The 15,854-nt window shown below is 59.8% G+C and carries 13 protein-coding genes; 7 read left to right on the top strand and 6 right to left on the bottom strand.

Going from position 1 to position 15,854, the window contains the following annotated elements; genetic code table 11:
• Positions 1 to 111: 111 nt before the first annotated feature.
• Positions 112 to 369, top strand: coding sequence for a hypothetical protein (locus tag ACILSL_RS09960; RefSeq protein ID WP_395731870.1), 258 nt, complete (start codon positions 112 to 114; stop codon positions 367 to 369).
• A 6-nt stretch (positions 370 to 375) separates the two neighbouring features.
• Here ACILSL_RS09960 and ACILSL_RS09955 read toward each other — a convergent pair whose 3' ends face one another.
• On the bottom strand, positions 376 to 921 hold the full coding sequence (locus tag ACILSL_RS09955) for a hypothetical protein (RefSeq protein WP_395731869.1): 546 nt from the start codon (positions 919 to 921) through the stop codon (positions 376 to 378).
• A gap of 124 nt (positions 922 to 1,045) precedes the next feature.
• On the opposite strand from ACILSL_RS09955, the gene ACILSL_RS09950 reads away from it, so the two are divergent.
• Genes ACILSL_RS09950 through ACILSL_RS09935 form a run of 4 tightly spaced genes read left to right on the top strand, consistent with a single transcriptional unit; the run spans position 1,046 to position 6,655 of the window.
• Positions 1,046 to 2,605: a PA14 domain-containing protein gene (locus ACILSL_RS09950; protein ID WP_395731868.1), complete on the top strand. Its 1,560-nt coding sequence runs from the start codon at positions 1,046 to 1,048 to the stop codon at positions 2,603 to 2,605.
• 20 nt (positions 2,606 to 2,625) lie between these two features.
• Positions 2,626 to 4,134 (top strand): hypothetical protein, encoded by a 1,509-nt coding sequence (locus ACILSL_RS09945; protein WP_395731867.1) that lies wholly within the window; start codon positions 2,626 to 2,628, stop codon positions 4,132 to 4,134.
• Between the two features lie 58 nt (positions 4,135 to 4,192).
• Positions 4,193 to 4,915, top strand: a complete 723-nt coding sequence (locus tag ACILSL_RS09940; RefSeq protein WP_395731866.1) for an ABC transporter ATP-binding protein — start codon at positions 4,193 to 4,195, stop codon at positions 4,913 to 4,915.
• A gap of 9 nt (positions 4,916 to 4,924) precedes the next feature.
• A complete protein-coding gene (locus tag ACILSL_RS09935; RefSeq protein ID WP_395731865.1) occupies positions 4,925 to 6,655 on the top strand; it encodes a hypothetical protein in 1,731 nt (576 codons plus the stop codon).
• 21 nt (positions 6,656 to 6,676) lie between these two features.
• Here the strand turns inward: ACILSL_RS09935 and ACILSL_RS09930 are convergent, their stop codons facing one another.
• Both ACILSL_RS09930 and ACILSL_RS09925 read right to left on the bottom strand, forming a co-directional pair.
• A complete protein-coding gene (locus ACILSL_RS09930) occupies positions 6,677 to 7,186 on the bottom strand; it encodes a hypothetical protein (protein ID WP_395731864.1) in 510 nt (169 codons plus the stop codon).
• Positions 7,187 to 7,317: 131 nt separating this feature from the next.
• The gene (locus ACILSL_RS09925; RefSeq protein ID WP_395731863.1) at positions 7,318 to 7,977 is read right to left on the bottom strand and encodes a M23 family metallopeptidase; all 660 of its coding nucleotides are present in this window, start codon (positions 7,975 to 7,977) and stop codon (positions 7,318 to 7,320) included.
• Between the two features lie 90 nt (positions 7,978 to 8,067).
• Here ACILSL_RS09925 and ACILSL_RS09920 point away from each other — a divergent pair, with 90 nt between their 5' ends.
• Entirely contained in the window at positions 8,068 to 9,486 is a 1,419-nt protein-coding gene (locus tag ACILSL_RS09920; protein WP_395731862.1) for a DUF362 domain-containing protein, read from the top strand.
• A gap of 292 nt (positions 9,487 to 9,778) precedes the next feature.
• On the opposite strand, the gene ACILSL_RS09915 is transcribed toward ACILSL_RS09920, so the two are convergent.
• Both ACILSL_RS09915 and purD read right to left on the bottom strand, forming a co-directional pair.
• The gene (locus ACILSL_RS09915; protein WP_395731861.1) at positions 9,779 to 10,015 is read right to left on the bottom strand and encodes an addiction module protein; all 237 of its coding nucleotides are present in this window, start codon (positions 10,013 to 10,015) and stop codon (positions 9,779 to 9,781) included.
• Positions 10,016 to 10,063: 48 nt separating this feature from the next.
• Positions 10,064 to 11,314: a phosphoribosylamine--glycine ligase gene (gene purD, locus ACILSL_RS09910; protein WP_395731860.1), complete on the bottom strand. Its 1,251-nt coding sequence runs from the start codon at positions 11,312 to 11,314 to the stop codon at positions 10,064 to 10,066.
• A 92-nt stretch (positions 11,315 to 11,406) separates the two neighbouring features.
• Here purD and ACILSL_RS09905 point away from each other — a divergent pair, with 92 nt between their 5' ends.
• Positions 11,407 to 12,888, top strand: a complete 1,482-nt coding sequence (locus ACILSL_RS09905) for a DUF1549 domain-containing protein (RefSeq protein WP_395731859.1) — start codon at positions 11,407 to 11,409, stop codon at positions 12,886 to 12,888.
• Here ACILSL_RS09905 and ACILSL_RS09900 read toward each other — a convergent pair whose 3' ends face one another.
• The gene (locus tag ACILSL_RS09900; protein ID WP_395731858.1) at positions 12,889 to 15,807 is read right to left on the bottom strand and encodes a M28 family peptidase; all 2,919 of its coding nucleotides are present in this window, start codon (positions 15,805 to 15,807) and stop codon (positions 12,889 to 12,891) included.
• Positions 15,808 to 15,854: the final 47 nt, after the last annotated feature.

The raw sequence follows: 15,854 nt of genomic DNA, 5'->3' as shown, positions 1-15,854 counted from the left end.
TCAAGCCCGCACATGCGCCACGCGCCTGCGGCTGCGATTTAGTCCGCCGGATTTGTGCTAAGAAAGGGGATTGCTTGCCGAGGAGTATTGATGCATGGCAAACTTTAATTTATGAATCCTTCCATCTGCCGCACCCTCAGCACCATTTGCTTCCAAGCGGGCATGCTCTCCGTCATCCTCTCCATCTGGAGCTGGTGGTTTTTCAACGGCGAAACGCCCGAGCAGGAGGCGCACGCCGAACGCCTGGGCATTTTCATCGGCCTCTGGGCGCCGACGCTGCTGATCCTTTCCAACCGTTTCGACCGCTATGCGGACAAAGCCAAGGATCTTCCGGGCCTGAACAGTGACGAAACAGGCGACGAGGCCTGATACAGATCACATCGGCTCGCGGCCGGTGGCTTCGACATACTGCTGGCGCAGGCCGTTGTAGGCCTGCTGCCATTCATCCACCACGCGCTGCAGTTCCATCACCTGCTTCTCCAATGTGGAGATGCGCGACTGCTGCATGACGTCTCCCATGCCACTCTTCTCATCTGGACGCCCGGTGCCGATGAAGGTGGTGGCGGCGCTGCGAATATGATGCGGGCTGGCCTGAAACCATGAGAGATCCGCCAGGCGCGACTCCTTGTTGTCGAGACAGTTGATGATGGTCACATTTTCATCGATCTCGCCAGTGGCCATGAATTCCTGAATCGTCGCCACATTCGTGGGGCCGTAGAGGTAATTGTCCGGCATCTGCACCAGGAGATCCATCTGCAGTTCCGCGATCATCGGCGCACGCTGCCAGCTCAAGCGGTTGTCGCTGGAGATCTTGTCGAGCGGAGAGATCTTGGCGTCAGCCGCCCAGCCACGCAGAGTTTCGAGATCTTTGGCTTCATAAATTTCCTTGTCCGAGGCTTTGAGCAGATACCAAGTGTGCATGGGGAGAGATAACCAAATTCCGAGGCCAGCGCCAAGCCCAAAGTGCGCAGGAAATCAAACTCAGGAAATTGACGCTGCCTTTTCGCAAGGCAACCTCCGCCGCCTTCGTTTAAACGCGCTTCTTATGACCCGCCTGCTTTTCGCCATTCTTCTCGCCGCCGCCTCTGCCCGAGCCGTCGAACCCGCCGTCTTTTCGCTCAAGACGATGACGGCGCAGATGAAATACGACACTGCCGAACTGCTGGTGCAGCCGGGGCAGTCGGTGAAGATCACTTTTGAAAACGGGGATGATCTGCCCCACAACCTGGTCTTCTGCCAGCCGGGCACCGACACCGCCGCCATGGCGATGAAGCAGATGGAAAAACCGGAGGAGGCGCTGAAAAGCAACTGGCTGCCCGACGACAAGCGCATCTGGGCGCACTCCAAGATGCTCAATCCGCATGAAAAGGAGGTGCTCAGTTTCTCAGCGCCTGAGAAGGCAGGGAACTACCCGTATGTCTGCACCTTCCCCGGCCATGCGCTGACGATGCGCGGCGTGCTGAAAGTCGCGCCGGTGGGAGACACGCTGCATGACCTGCAGTTCGCGCTTTACCTCGGCAACTGGAAGCAGCTTCCGGATTTCTCCAAGTTGAAGCCTCACCGTGACGGCAAGATCGAGGACAATCTGCTGCAGGTGAAACTGGACGACTATAAGAATGAGTTCGGAGTCGTCTTTACCGGCAAGCTCATCGCTCCGAAGAAGGGCTCGTATCGTTTTTATCTTTCCAGTGATGATGGCTCACGAATCCTGATCGATGGCAAGGAGATCCTAGCTTACGACGGCATTCATCCCTCCGGCGACATCAAGGAAGCAGGTATTACGCTGGAAAAGGGTGAGCATGTGTTTCGCCTGGAGTATTTCCAAGGCGGCGGGCAGATCGAGCTGTATGCAGCCTGGAAAGGCGCGGACACGCAGATCACGCCGCTGTCAAAATGGTTGCACCCGAAATGGCAGGGCGGCACGAAAAAGCAAAAGGAGTTCGACCCCATCCCGCTGATGGTGAAGGACGAAGCGGTAATCTATCGCAACTTCATTCAAGGCGCGGGCAATCGCGGCATTGGAGTCGGTTATCCTGGAGGAGTGAACATCGCGTGGAGTGCTGAGAGCATGAATCTGGCGCTGATCTGGCGCGGGGCCTTCATGGATGCCTCCCGGCACTGGAACTCGCGCGGGGGCGGCCACGAAAAGCCGCTGGGGTATGATGTACTTCAACCCACCGGAGAGGTCACACCCGCATTCTTTGTGACGGACAAGCCTGAGGCTGAATGGCCCAAGTGGGACAAGACCAAGCGCTATGAAGGCTTTCACTGGCTGGGCTACTCGCTGGATGCAAAACGCAGCCCCACGTTCCGCTACACATGGCAGGGAGCCGAAGTTGAGGAGTCCTTCACAGCCGAAGGCAACGGCAACAAGCCTGAGGGCAACGCAAAGCTGATCCGTACGATCAAGGTCAGTGGCAAGCTTCCAGTCAATGCGTGGTATCGCATCGGCAGCGGAGCGTTTGAGAGCAAGGACGGCAGCTTTGTCAGCCAAGGGCCACTTCCCTACCGTATCACAGCCGAGGGAGCGCAACTCGCCGGCCAGAACCTGGTCGTCCCTGCCAAAGCGGGAACGATGACCATCACCTACCAGTGGGCCCAGTAATCATTTCGCCACGCAATGCCATGAAACGCTTTTTCATTCTTTCCCTGCTCTGCTCACCACTGTTCGCCGCTGATCCGGTGGAAGCTGATTTCTACAAGATCACCACTTTTAACACACCGAAGGAGACGGCGATGGAGGTGGGCTCCATCGACCTGATGCCGGATGGCAAGCTTGCGCTCGGCACGCGCCGAGGTGAGATCTGGATCGTCAGCGGTGCTGGCAGCAATGATGTCTCCAACGTGAGCTACAAGCTGTTTGCCTCGGGCCTGCATGAGGTGCTGGGCATTGCCTACAATCCCAAGGACAAGAACCTCTATGCGACCACGCGCTATGAGATCACGCGTCTCAAGGACACCGACCATGATGGCCGCGCCGATGTGTTTGAAAATGTGAACGACAGTTGGGGCGTCTCCGGCGACTACCATGAGTATGCCATCGGCAGCCGTTTTGACAAAGCGGGGGATCTTTGGGTGACGCTGTGCCTGACGGGATCCTTCAGCAGTGCGGTGCCATTTCGTGGCTGGGCGCTGCGGATCAAACCTGACGGCACCCTGGTGCCGACGTGCTCGGGCATCCGCAGCCCGGGGGGCATCGGTTTTGATGCGGATGGCGAAGTGTACTACTGCGACAATCAAGGGCCCTGGCACGGCTCATGCACGCTGCAGCATCTGGTTCCAGGAAGCTTTCAGGGACATCCCGGTGGGAATGTCTGGTATGACCTTGCCCCGAACATGGGACCGCGCCCGGTCGATCCGCTGCCTGAAGCTTTTCAAGGTGACCGCGGCCGCAAAGACAAACGCGAGGGTGGAGACCCCGACCGCATGGTGACGGAGCGTGAGCGCATCAAGCAGCTGCTGCCGCCGGCGGTTTATCTGGTGCACGGCAAGATCGGCAACTCCGCCAGCGCCATCATCTGTGATCTCAGCGCAGGCAAATTTGGCCCTTTCAGCAAGCAGCTTTTTGTGGCGGATCAAAGCCACAGCAATCTGAGCCGCGTCTATCTCGAAACGGTGAACGGCATCAAGCAGGGGGTGGTGATCCCCTTCCGCAGCGGGTTTGCCAGCGGGATCGTTGGCGGGCGCATGGATGAAGAAGGACGAGTCTTCGTCGGCGGCAGTGATCGTGGCTGGGGCGCACGCGGTGGAAAGCCCTTCTGTTTTGAGAAATGCGAATGGACTGGGAAGACGCCGTTTGAAGTGCATGAAATGCACGCGAAGCCGGACGGCTTTGAGGTCACCTTCACGCAGCCCGTGGACCCGGCCAGCGCCAGCGATGTGAAGAGCTACAGCATGCGCGAGTTCACCTATGCTTATCGCGAACAATACGGCGGCGATGAAGTCTCAGAAATCCTGCCCAAGATCACCGCCGCCACCGTCGCTGCGGACGGCAAATCCGTGCACCTGACGATCTCCCCGCTCACTAAAGGACACATTCATGAGCTGCATCTCGATGGTGTGCGGAGCGCTGAGACGCTGCCTCTGCTGCACAAGGTGGGTTATTATACGCTGAACGAGATTCCGGCAAAGTAATCCGCCGGGCAGCGTGGCTGCTTGACCTAGCCGCCCGGCCTGGGTCTAGTGGAGCGGCATGCACATTGAACTTAACGATTTGTCGAAGCGTTTCGACCACACCGACGCGCTCGATCAGGTGAACCTCAATGTGCCGCCAAGCTCGATCATCGCGGTGCTTGGAGAAAATGGCGCGGGCAAATCCACGCTGCTGTCCCTGCTGGGGGGCGTCCTGGCTCCGGACCGGGGACTGATCCGTTTTGACGGCCAGGTGTTCAGCCGCGAACGGCTGGAACTGCGGAAACGTCTTCTGTTCACTCCGGATGTGCCGGTCATGTTCATGGACCGCAGTGTCGCCGCCAACATCGCCACCTTTGCCGCCTTGTATGGAACACGGGTGGAAGATCGAGAAGCAGAACTGACCCATCAACTGGAGGAAACAGGAATGGCGGCGCTGCTGAACCGCAGCGCCATGACCTTGTCTCGGGGGCAGCTGTGGAAGGCTTTCATGGCCTGCGCAGCCGCCGTAGAGCCGGAGCTGTGGCTTGTGGACGAGCCTTTCGCCTCGGGCATGGATGTGATCGGGATGGGAGTGTTCCGCAGGCTCGCGCGCAGGCTGGCGGACGAAGGCAGCACGATTGTTTACACGACGCAGATGGTTGATCTGGCGGCGGACTTTTCCGATCATGTCTGCGTGCTCAGGCAGGGCCGGATCGTGCTATGGGAGACGAGCGCCAAGGTGAAGGAAATGATCCGCGCCACGCCGGAGGGGCAGGAAAACGTATTGCGCGGACTGCGCTGAACATCCGCCATGCTTTTCCACCATCCTGAGCAGGAAAAAAGCCTCCGTCGCATGGCCGCCGCGGTGCTCAAAGGCAAGGCCATGGAACCAAGCGATGTGCGCCCATGGCCGCGCATCAAGAGCTTTTCGAAAGCCACAGGCTGGGAAGCGGTGATCTGCGTTTTCACCTGCCTGCTGGCCGGGCTGAGCATCCCAACATTTCGTGAGCCTGCGTGGAGGGACTTCATTCTGGCAGGCGCGGTGATGCTGGCCAGCCGGCAGTCAGGCCTGCGCTTCAACTGGCTGCTGCAATCGAGCCCAACAGCAGTGGCTTTGTGGCATCTGCCTGTCGCTGGCCGGGACATGTGCCGGTGGGCGCGTCAGACCTTTCTTGCCGGCACGCTGAAACTGCTGCCACGCATGATGGTGACGGCCTGGGCTTGGAGCGGATTCCCCGCTGTCGAGACAGCCTGGCCACAGATTGCAGGGACGGGATTCATGCTCTGGCTCGTCATGCTGGCGTGCGTCCAACACCTTAGCATTGCCAGCACGGCCTCGCAGCTGCCGAGAAAAATCTGGAACCTGGCTCTGTGTGTCTGGGCATGCATGGTGATCTACGCCTGGGTGGGAAACAAACATGCGGGACTGGCGCATATGCTGCCTTCATGGATCAAGCAGGTGTGCGTGCCCGTCTCCTGGGTGCTGCCAGCCCAATGGGCCATGCACGCTGCAGACAACGCCACCGCACTCATGGTGACACTGGCCTGCCTAGCCGCAGGAGGCCTGTTCTGGTGGCGATTTCCAGAGTCTCTGGGCTGGACGTATGATCAACTGACGCCTGACGCGCAACCTCAACCCCAGGCTGACGAGGCGGAACAAGCTTCTGAGACACATGACGCCGTCACTGAGCATACGGCGGTGGAGAGCGCTCAAACTTTGAAGTCGCTCAAGGAAGCTGCTGCTGATCAAAGGCCGCTGGTCCAGGAAGGCTGGATTGAGAGGCTCCTCTTCGCTCTGCTGCCTGAGCGAGACCGCATGCTCGCCCCTGTGCTCATCGGACTGGAGGCAGGGTGGACGAAGCGCTGGCTGCAGGCGGTGAAAATCTGCATGCTGCTGCTGCCGATCTCGTATGCGCTGCTGAGGTTGGCCACGCCATGGATCGCCATGGAAACGCTGGAGCTTTGGATTGTCCTCCTGCCGTCGATAGCAGTGGTGAGTTTCAGCTTCCCCGTTTCAAATTCGATCCCGCTCGCGACGCTTTCCTGGCCCCTGGGCCAGCATGGAATGCCGCTTTTCACCGGGCTGCCAGTCAGCATGCACGATCTTCTTCGCCTGTCCTGCCGCGTCACGGTAGCGCGGATGATCGCATGTCTGTCGCTCGCCCTGCCACTGACTGCGGTTTTGTGCGTGCTCTTGAACCATGTTAAGGCCATGCCCGTCATTCTTTGCATGGTGGTGATCCTCTCCCTTTGCTGGATCCTCATGCGCCCGGCCTTTATTTACTACCGTCTGCAGCAGATGTCCCGACCTGGCAGACGGCATCGGCTCGGGCATGCATTTGCCTACCTGCTTCTGGCACCCCTCGCTTTTGGGATGCCCGTATGCGTCGTGCTGAGTGGCACCCTCTTTCAAGCGTCACCTCTGTTTTTGGCGGTGAGCCTGCCGCTCACCGCGTGCTGTGCGCTTGCCATCTATGCCGTTTTCCACTGGCGTGTGAAGACCCACAAGGTGGACTGGATCACCGATGCGCCAGAGCAGTAGCAAGACGAGCTGTCTGAGCCGCTATTTCGCCGGCTTTGCCCGGGGGACATCCGTCAGGTTCAGGGCGGGGGCAGGCTCCTGCTCCTTGAACTCCGCAGGGGCAGCCAGCTCCGCACGACGCACTTCGACGATGGGAATGCTGCGGGTTTGCAACGGCAGTTCTGCACGCCGCACCTGTTCTCCAGCCATTGGCTGAGGTGGAGCGGCAGTGGGCAGGACTGCGCGACGCACTTCCATCTGCTCTTCGGCGGCAGCCACGACGACCGGTGCCGTGTAGTTTTTCACCGCCGCCGTAATCATGGCCGCACGCGCTGGCGCGAGATCCATCGCCGTCTCCACAATCTTACGCACCCGTGCTGGATCCGCATTCACCGCATCAATCGCTGCTGTCACGATATCACCGGCACAGGCTTCATGGATGACCAGCGCCTCCTCCAGCCGCATCACCATCTTGTCAGGCTCCATCCGGATCGAGGTGAACAATTCACCGCAAAGTGTCTCGCAGGTGATCTGTACCGGAGTCGATTTCACTGGCTGAGAAAGTCCTGGTGATGTCACCAGGGCAAGCAGGCAGCAAAATGTAGTGATCAAACGCATGGATCGAAGGAACAGGGTGAATGACGGATTCAAATGGCCGTCCTTCAAATCATCTTTTGTGGTTTTCAGTCTTTTTCTGGCGGTGGGTTCAGAATATCTGAGCCAGCCGTTTGATGTGCTCGGATGAACTGTTCAGGTGCGAGGCGGTTCAAGGGAGTGTCAGCATATCCCTGGCCAGGATTGACATAAGGACCGAGCCGCACTTCGAAGTGGAGGTGTGCCAAATAAGCACCTTCAGCCGTACCCACCGTGCCGATCTCGTGGCCGCGCTGTAGATTCTGACCGACTTGCACTCGGATCGAGTCCAAATGGGCATACATGGTCTGGACCACGGGACCGAGTTCGTCTCCGTCCGGCAGCCGGTGGGCGATTAGGATCATTTTTCCCCATCCAGGACCGGGACTGCCCGTATAGACCACCCGCCCGGCTGCTGCCGCGTAAACGGAATCGCCCAGATCGGAGTTCCCACCGCCGATGCCGTTCAAATCATCGCCGAGATGCCGCTCAATGCGAAAAGGCCGGGCATTGTAGATGAAGGCTCCGCGCTCCGAACCCATCGGCATGTCAAACCGGGTGGCCAGGGGCAGTGCGGACACTTCGAGCGGCGTGAGCCGTATGAAAGCAGGATCGAGCGGACGTGGCTTCGTGGTATGAAAGCGCCCAGTCCACAGCCATAGCATGCCGATGATCAGCGCCGACAGGGCGAGCAGCAGCAGGATGCGCATGAGTCTGGTCACTGACTTCATGCCGGAGATTCGAGGACAGAGGGGAGCGTTGCAAAGGGAACCTGACGCCGTTAAGTAGGCCGCATTCCTGTGAACACGCTCTCCCCTTCCTCGTTCGGCACGCCCAAGGTTTCCATCTTCAACGGCCAAGCCAGCTATGACAATGCCGACGCCCTGCGGCGGCAGATTGAGGATGCCATCAACGCGCTGGAGCTTTCTGCGGACTTTATCTCCCCCGGTGACCGCGTGGTGATCAAACCGAACTGGGTCAAGGAACACAATGCGAGCAAGCCGGAGGATGAAGGCGGGTGGCTCACCATCATCACGCATCCTGCGGTGGTGCGTGAAGTGGCGCGATGGGCGGCAAAGAAGCTGCAGGGGCATGGCTCCGTGACGCTGTGTGATGCGCCGCAGAGTGATTCATCCTTTGCCACAATCCGACGGCTGCATCGGCTGGATGACATGGTGACGGACCTGACGCGGGAGTTTCCGGGGGTGGCGTTCCTGCTGTTCGACATGCGCTGCGAGGAGTGGACGATTGATGACGGGGTGACGATCGCGAAACGAGAGCTGCCGAGTGATCCGTCCGGTGCGGTGGACATTCATCTGGATGAGGAAAGCGAGTTTTTGGGGCATCCCGGGCTGGGCAAGCTGTATGGGGCGTCGTTTGATTTTGCGACGACGAACCGGCAGCACACGGACCCGCACCATGAGTACCGGATCTGCCGTACGCCGATGAATGCGGATGTGCTGATCAATGTGCCGAAGTTGAAGACGCACAAGAAGGTGGGGCTGACGGTGGCACTGAAAAATCTGGTGGGCACGACGCCACGCACGAACTGGCTGCCGCGCCACACGGAGGGCACGCCTGCGGAAGGTGGAGACCAGTTTGCCGAGTCCTCCGCCAAGCGAGCGCTGGAGGGCACGCTGATGCGCAATGCGAAGAAGATCCTGTTTGGCCGATTTTTCCTCTCCAAGCTTTTCGTGCCACTGAAGAAGCTGGGGCGAATGGTGTTTGGTGACACGAAGGAAGTGGTGCGTTCCGGCAACTGGCATGGGAACAACACGGCGTGGCGGATGATCCTGGACCTGCACAAGTGCTTCTTCTATTTCGACGGACGCGGCGTGCGGCGTGAGAAGCCGCTGCGCTACCTGACGATTGTGGACGGGATCATCGGCGGTGATGGCGATGGGCCGATGTCGTGTGATCCGGTGGCGAGCGGTGTCATCATCGCGGGAACCCACCCGGTGGCGGTGGATTGTGTGAGCGCGCAACTGATGGGGCTCAACTGGAAGAAGACGCGACTGCTGAAGGATGCGTTTGAGGTGAAGCGCCTGCCGATTGTGGGATTCACGCCGTCAGAGATCACGGTGGCCTCAAACAAAGCGGAGTGGAGAGGGGCGTTTGAGCAGATGAAGGACTGCTTTGAGTTTCAGTGCCACTTTGGGTGGAGCGGTCATCTGGAGAGTGATGAGAGGCTGGCGAGGATGGGGAAGTCAGGTGCCTGAGACCGGACGTTTCTTCCAGTAATCCGGGTGCTGGCTTGCATGAGCCACCGCCGCAATGATGATGCGCTGACCTCGAATGAAATAGGCGATGTAATAGGGAAACCCCGCAAGTTTACCCGTCTGAAACCACCGCGCCGCTCGTTCCAATGCAACGGTGTGCGGGCAATCGCTTCACATCCGCCTTCAAGCAATTGGCGGAAACGAAACCCCAATTCAGGAGCAATGGCTTGGTAGTAACGGGTGGCCTCTTCTGCCTCACTCAGTGCCTCCGGAAGAAATTCAACGCCTCCATTTATTGTCTTGGAGCAATCGCGGCAAGACGGGCAAAAACCTCTGAGGCGGGAATTGTTTGCGAAAAGCCCGCGTCGAATCGCTCGATGCGATGGCCAATCTCCTCTTCCCAAGCTTCGTCCACGTCTTGGGCAGGCTCCGGCTCCACACTGACAAGCAAATGCCTCGCGAGGAGCAACCACTCATCGCGAGTGAGCACCAGCGCGTCTTTGGCAACAGCCTCAAGTGTGGCAGGCATGGGGAAATATTAATATCTCGGCCCCCTTTGTCGAACTGCAAATATGCGTCACTCAAAGTGCATCTTGCCGATGTCTGAGCGGCGCTGGAGGCCGTCGAAGGTCACTTTGATGCTTTCGGCGTAGGCTTTATCGCGAGCTTCGACGCGAGTGGCGCCCTGGGCGACGATGGCGAGAACGCGACCGCCGTTGGTTTCGAACTGGCCGGCGGAGTTCTTCTTCGTACCGCAGTGGTAGACGCGAGCGCCGCTGACGGATTCCAGACCGGAGATGACATCGCCATTGCGAGATGAAGCGGGGTAACCGGCGCTGGCGCTGATGAGGCAGATGCTCCAGCCGGGCTCGAAGCGGATGAGGTCGGGCTGCAGGTTTCCTTTGGCGGCCTCGAAGGCATAGGTGGCGAAATCTCCGCGAACCATGGGCAGGACGGCTTCGGCTTCGGGATCGCCGAAGCGGCAATTGTACTCGATGACCTGAGGGCCGGTGGGAGTGAGCATGAGGCCGAAATAGAGGAAGCCACGGTAGGTGAGGCCGTCCTTCAAGATGCCCTGCACGGTGGGCTGCACGATTTCGCGTTCGATGCGCTGCATGAGGGCGGGGTCGGCGAGTTCGAGGGAGGCGACGGCGCCCATGCCGCCGGTGTTGGGGCCCTGGTCATTGTCACGGATGCGCTTGTAGTCGCGCGCGGGCATGAGGATCTGGTATTTGTCATCGCAGACGGAGGCGAAAACGGAGATCTCGGGGCCGGTGAGGCATTTTTCGACGAGGAGGTCGCCGGAGCCGAAGCAACGCTTTTCCATGACGTCATCGACGAAGGCTTCCGCTTCATCCTTCGCAGTGCAAACGGCGACGCCTTTGCCGGCAGCGAGGCCGTCGAACTTCAGCACGATGGGGAGCTCCGTGAGGGCAGCCTTGGCCTCGGCGGCGTTGGTGCAGATGGTGAAGTCGGCGGTGGGGATGCCGTGGCGCTTGAGGAATTTTTTGGCGAAGGTCTTGGAGGCTTCGAGCTGGGCGATTTCCTTGCGGGGGCCCCAGCAGGGGATGCCGGCCTCGGCGCAGAGATTGGAGAGGCCTGTGTCTTTGACGAGGAGGGCCTCTTCACCGGCCATGCAGAGGTCGATATTGTTTTGCTTCATCCATGAAATCAACTCAGGCAGGCTGGCAGCCTCCACTCGGGTGGCCAGGGTGGCGATGGCGTCGCTGCCCGGGTGCGCAAAGAGTTCGTGCTTCTGCGGCGATTCGCTGAGCGCGGTGATGAGGGCGTGCTCACGGCCGCCTTTGCCTGTGACGAGGATTTTCATGGGCCGGGATGCTTAGCGAGTCGGACAGCCTGCGCAAGCCTCCGCGACGGGACGGGGTCTAAGAACTTGCGGGGTGGGACGTTGGAGGGAGCATGAAACTTCTGGTATCGTGTCTTTTGCTGCTGGGCTGCACTCCTGGAGAGGGAGCGCCTGATCTGACGGAGAATGCAGCGGCCCGGGTGGAGGCGGCGCTGATGCATGACTATGAAATGGATCTTCCGCGTCTGTTAAGAACAGGAGGCTCCTGGACTCTGCCGGCGAGGGCTGATGACGCGGTGTTTTTACGGCGTGCATGCATTGATCTGGCGGGCCGGCTGCCGCGACCGGAGGAGGTGCGAGCTTTTGTGGCGGACCGGATGCCGGGAAAACGTGCGAGGCTGACGGATGCGCTGACGCGAGAGGCGGGCGGTGCCGAGGTGAGGTTTCGCATGCTGGCAGAGGCTTTCCGGGTGAGAGATGAGGACGCGGAGATGATCGCACGGCTGAGGGAGGCGGCGGTGAAGGATTATCCTTATGCTGAAATCATTGCGCAGATGATCAGCGGCGGGCACCTTAGCAGGCGTGACGGAGGCGATGCGATGCGGACGAGCGTGGAGACCGCCTACAGCGTGCTGGGCGTGGACACACGCTGCGCCATGTGTCATGACCACCCGTTCAGCGACCGGACAGAGATGGAGACGTATGAGTTTGCGGCGTGCTTTGCGGACAAGGATGAGATGAGGCTGCCGCGCGACTACAAATATCCCAACGCGAAGCCGGGGGATGTGGTGCAGCCGGCGCTACTGAAGCTGAGCAGGAGCTGGAGGCCAGTTCCGAGGGATGAAGAGAAGCTGGCGCAGGTGACCCAGTGGATCACGGAAGGTGAGGTGACGAGACGGTTTGCCCTCGTGGCGGTGATGCGGGTGTGGAAGGAGATGTTTGGCATGCCGGGACAAATCATTGACCCGACGATGGGAGGAGTGGATGACGAGCCGAACTGGCGGGAAACACGGGGAAACTGCTTTTTCATGTCACGTCGCGTCACCACATGGATCGATCTGCAGATCAATTCACCGGGGGATTTTTCCCAGGCCACGAAGGTGATGATGGAAGAGTTTCTGAGGTGCGGAGGACGCATCGGCGAATACCAGCGCATCCTGGCGAGGACGGATTCCTATGGCCGTGAGAGCATCGGGCATGAATATGCCTATAATAGATGCCTGCTGCCGCCAGCACCGCAGATCCGACGGCTGCCGTCCGAAGTGATCTGGAAAACGCTGACGGGTGAAAACGATGCGCAACTACCGGAGGTGCCGGGTGATGGACACCCGCTGCGCATGCTGGGGCGTGGAAGGCGTGAATGGACGGATGAAAGCGTGACGCCGCTCTCGCATGAAATCGCGCGATTCATGATGAACAGCACGGAGACGGACAAGGCGTGCGCCAAGGCTGGAAGCGCGGAGGAGATGTTTCTGAGCCTGCTGGGGAGAGCGCCAACGGAGAAGGAGCGGACGGTGATCGCACACAGTGATGCTTCCAATCAGGATGTGGCCTGGGCGCTGCTGAACACGAAGGAATTTATGTTCAGGCCGTGATCAATCGCGCGAGCCGGGCATGATCTTCATCTCCACTTCCTTGCCATCGCGCTGGACACTGATGGTGGTTTCCTTGCCGATCTTGAGATCGCCCATGACGTAGGTGTAGTCGTAGATGTTGGTGATGTCCTTGCCGCCGAGTTTGATGATGATGTCTCCGGCTTTGACGCCGGCTTTGGCGGCGGGACCGATGGGGGAAACGCCGCTGAGTTTGACGCCTTTGATGTCGCCCTGGGCGTAGTCGGGGATGGTGCCGAGGTAGGCGCGGAGGCCGGTGCGTGCGCCCTGGTTTTTCGGCGCCTCCATGGCGACGTAGTCGGGGGCAGGATCGGTGGTGGCGATGCCTCTTGCGATGAGGCCCATGAGCTTGGCGATCTTGGCGGCATTGACGTAGTCGATCTTGTCGGCGGTGTCGCTGGGCATGTGGTAGTCGGCATGGGAGCCGGTGAAGGCGTTCAGCGTGGGGATGCCGCGCAGATAGAAGGCGGTGCTGTCAGTGGGGAGGTGGGCGTCGTTTTGAGTGGTGATGGGCAGGCCGATGGGGGCATTGCGTTTTTCGATTTCCTTGGCCCAAATGGAACTGCTGCCAAGTCCCTGCATGACGAGCGTCTTCTGGAAGCGGCCGATCATGTCCATGTTCAGGCAGGCGGCGAACATGCCGGTGAGCTTGGCGTTGGGGTCGCCCTTGATCATCTTGGCATAGACCTCGACGAAGTGATTGCTGCCGAGGAGGCCAAGCTCCTCGCCGCTCCAGGCAGCGAAGATGATGTCGCGTTTGAGAGTGAGCTTGCCCTGCTTTTTCAGGTCGGCGAGCCACTGGGCGATTTCGAGGACGGCGGAGGTGCCGGAGGCGTTATCGTCGGCGCCGTGGTGGATCTTGTTCACTTCATCGCCTTTCGCGCGTGAGTTGGAGCCGCCGCTGCTGCCGAGGTGATCCACGTGCGCACAGACGATGAGCGGGGCGACGTGCGGATCGGGCTTGTCACTGTAAGGCAGCACGCCGAGGACGTTGCGGCCTTTTTTCTTCTCCTGCTGAATGACGATGTTGGCAGAGAGGGTGAGACCTTTGCAGTCGATACCGCCCATGAGATCGCCGTTGTCGAGTTTGTCCTGGAGTTCCTTGAGCTTTTTTCCGGCGCTGGCGAGCAGCTTGTCACCCACGGCATCGGTGATGCTGATAGCGGCGATGCCGCTGGTCGCGAGGGAGGCGTCAAACGTGAGCGGCGAGAGCTGCTGCACCACTTTGGAATTTGGGCCGCTGACGACGATGAGACCGCGTGCGCCTTTCTGGCGTGCGGTGAGCGCCTTGTAGCGCAGACTGGCATAACGGCTGAGGTCGTTGCGACGCTCCTGCGGAATGCCTTCGGGCAGGTAGCGGAAGACGAGGACCCATTTGTCCTTCACATCAAGGTGGGCGTAGCTGCTGTAGGTTTCTATTTTCTTGCCATCGTTGCCGGTGGCTTCGTCGGGTGTTTCGATGCCGTAACCGGCGAAGACGATGCCTGCGGGTTTGACTTCACCGTTTTGAGAGAAGGAGAGAGGTTTCCAATCCACATCGACCTTCAAATCACTGCCGCTGAGCTTCAACTCATTGCCTTCGCCGAGTGCGACGCCGGCGGTGAAATCGAAGTTGTCGAAGTAGGTGTCGTCATCGCCCATGGCGGCGAGGCCGATCTTTTGGAAGACGTCGGCGACATACTGGGTGGCGAGTTTTTCGCCTGCGGTGCCGGTGAGGCGGCCGCCGAGGGCATCGCTGGCGAGGTAGGTAACCTGCTGCTTCATGTCCTCGGGGCGAATTTCAGCAGCGGTGGCAGCGAAATCGGGCTCGGGAGATTTGGCGACGAGCGCCTGCGGATCGGTTTTGAGGCCTAGGGCGGTGAGGGCATGGTCGTGGTCCCAGTCGGCCATGTAAATCTGGGAGGCTCCCCCTGCCCCGCGACCGCTGGTCCAGGAGAGTTTTTTACCGTCCGGAGAGAAGACTGGGAGGCCATCAAAGCCGTCGGTGGTGGTGACACGGACGGGGGCGTGCTTGCCAGCGGCATCGACGATGTAGAGCTCGAAATTGGCAAAGCCGTTGAGGTTGGTGGTGAAGATGAGGTATTCGCCACTGGGGTGAAAGTAGGGGGCCCAGCTCATGGCGCCGAGCTTGGTGATGGCCTTTTGATCACTGCCGTCGGCGTTCATGGTCCAGACTTCGGCCACATCACCCTTGGGCGTGAAGCGGCGCCAGCAGATGCGTTTGCCGTCGGCGCTGAAGAAGGGGCCGCCGTCGTAGCCGGGGGCATCGGTGAGTCGCTTCACATTGGAGCCGTCGGCATCGGCGGTGTAGATCTCCATGAAGTACTGCTTGTCGATCTTCAGGCGCTCTTCGTCCTCCTTGCTGAGCTTGGTTTCGTAGGCCTGGCGGTTGCTGGCGAAGACGATCTTTTTGCCATCGGGCGAGTAGTCGCCTTCGGCATCGTAGCCGCGGGTGTGGGTGAGGTTTTTGAGGGATTTGTCCACCAGCGAGTATTCCCAGATGTCGTAGTGCTCGTCGTAGTCCCATGAGTAGCGGCGGACTTTGGCGTTCTTGCGCTCCTCATACTCAGCGGCTTGCAGCTTTTTGGAGTCGGGATCGGTGTGGGTGGAGGCGAAGAGGACGCGCTTGCCATCCGGGTGAATCCAAGCGCAGGTGGTCTTGCCCATGCCGGGGGAGATGCGCTCTTGGTCGCCGGTTTCGAGATCCATCAGGTAGATCTGATAGAAGGGGTTTCCTTCTTCGCGCTCGGACTGGAAGATCATCTTGGTGCCATCGGCGGAGAAGTAGCCCTCCCCCGAGCGTTTGCCCTCAAAGGTGAGCTGGCGGGTGCCGGTGACGAAATCCGCCTCGGTCTGGGCGAAGACGGCGGTGGAGAGGAAAAGGAAAGCGAGCAGGCGCATGGTTTGGGTAAAGAACATACGTCCGCCGAAGATGTTTGCAGAAACTT

It is taken from the genome of Prosthecobacter sp., from assembly GCF_044222345.1.
GTDB lineage: Bacteria > Verrucomicrobiota > Verrucomicrobiia > Verrucomicrobiales > Verrucomicrobiaceae > Prosthecobacter.
This window is presented reverse-complemented; position numbering and strand designations above follow the sequence as displayed.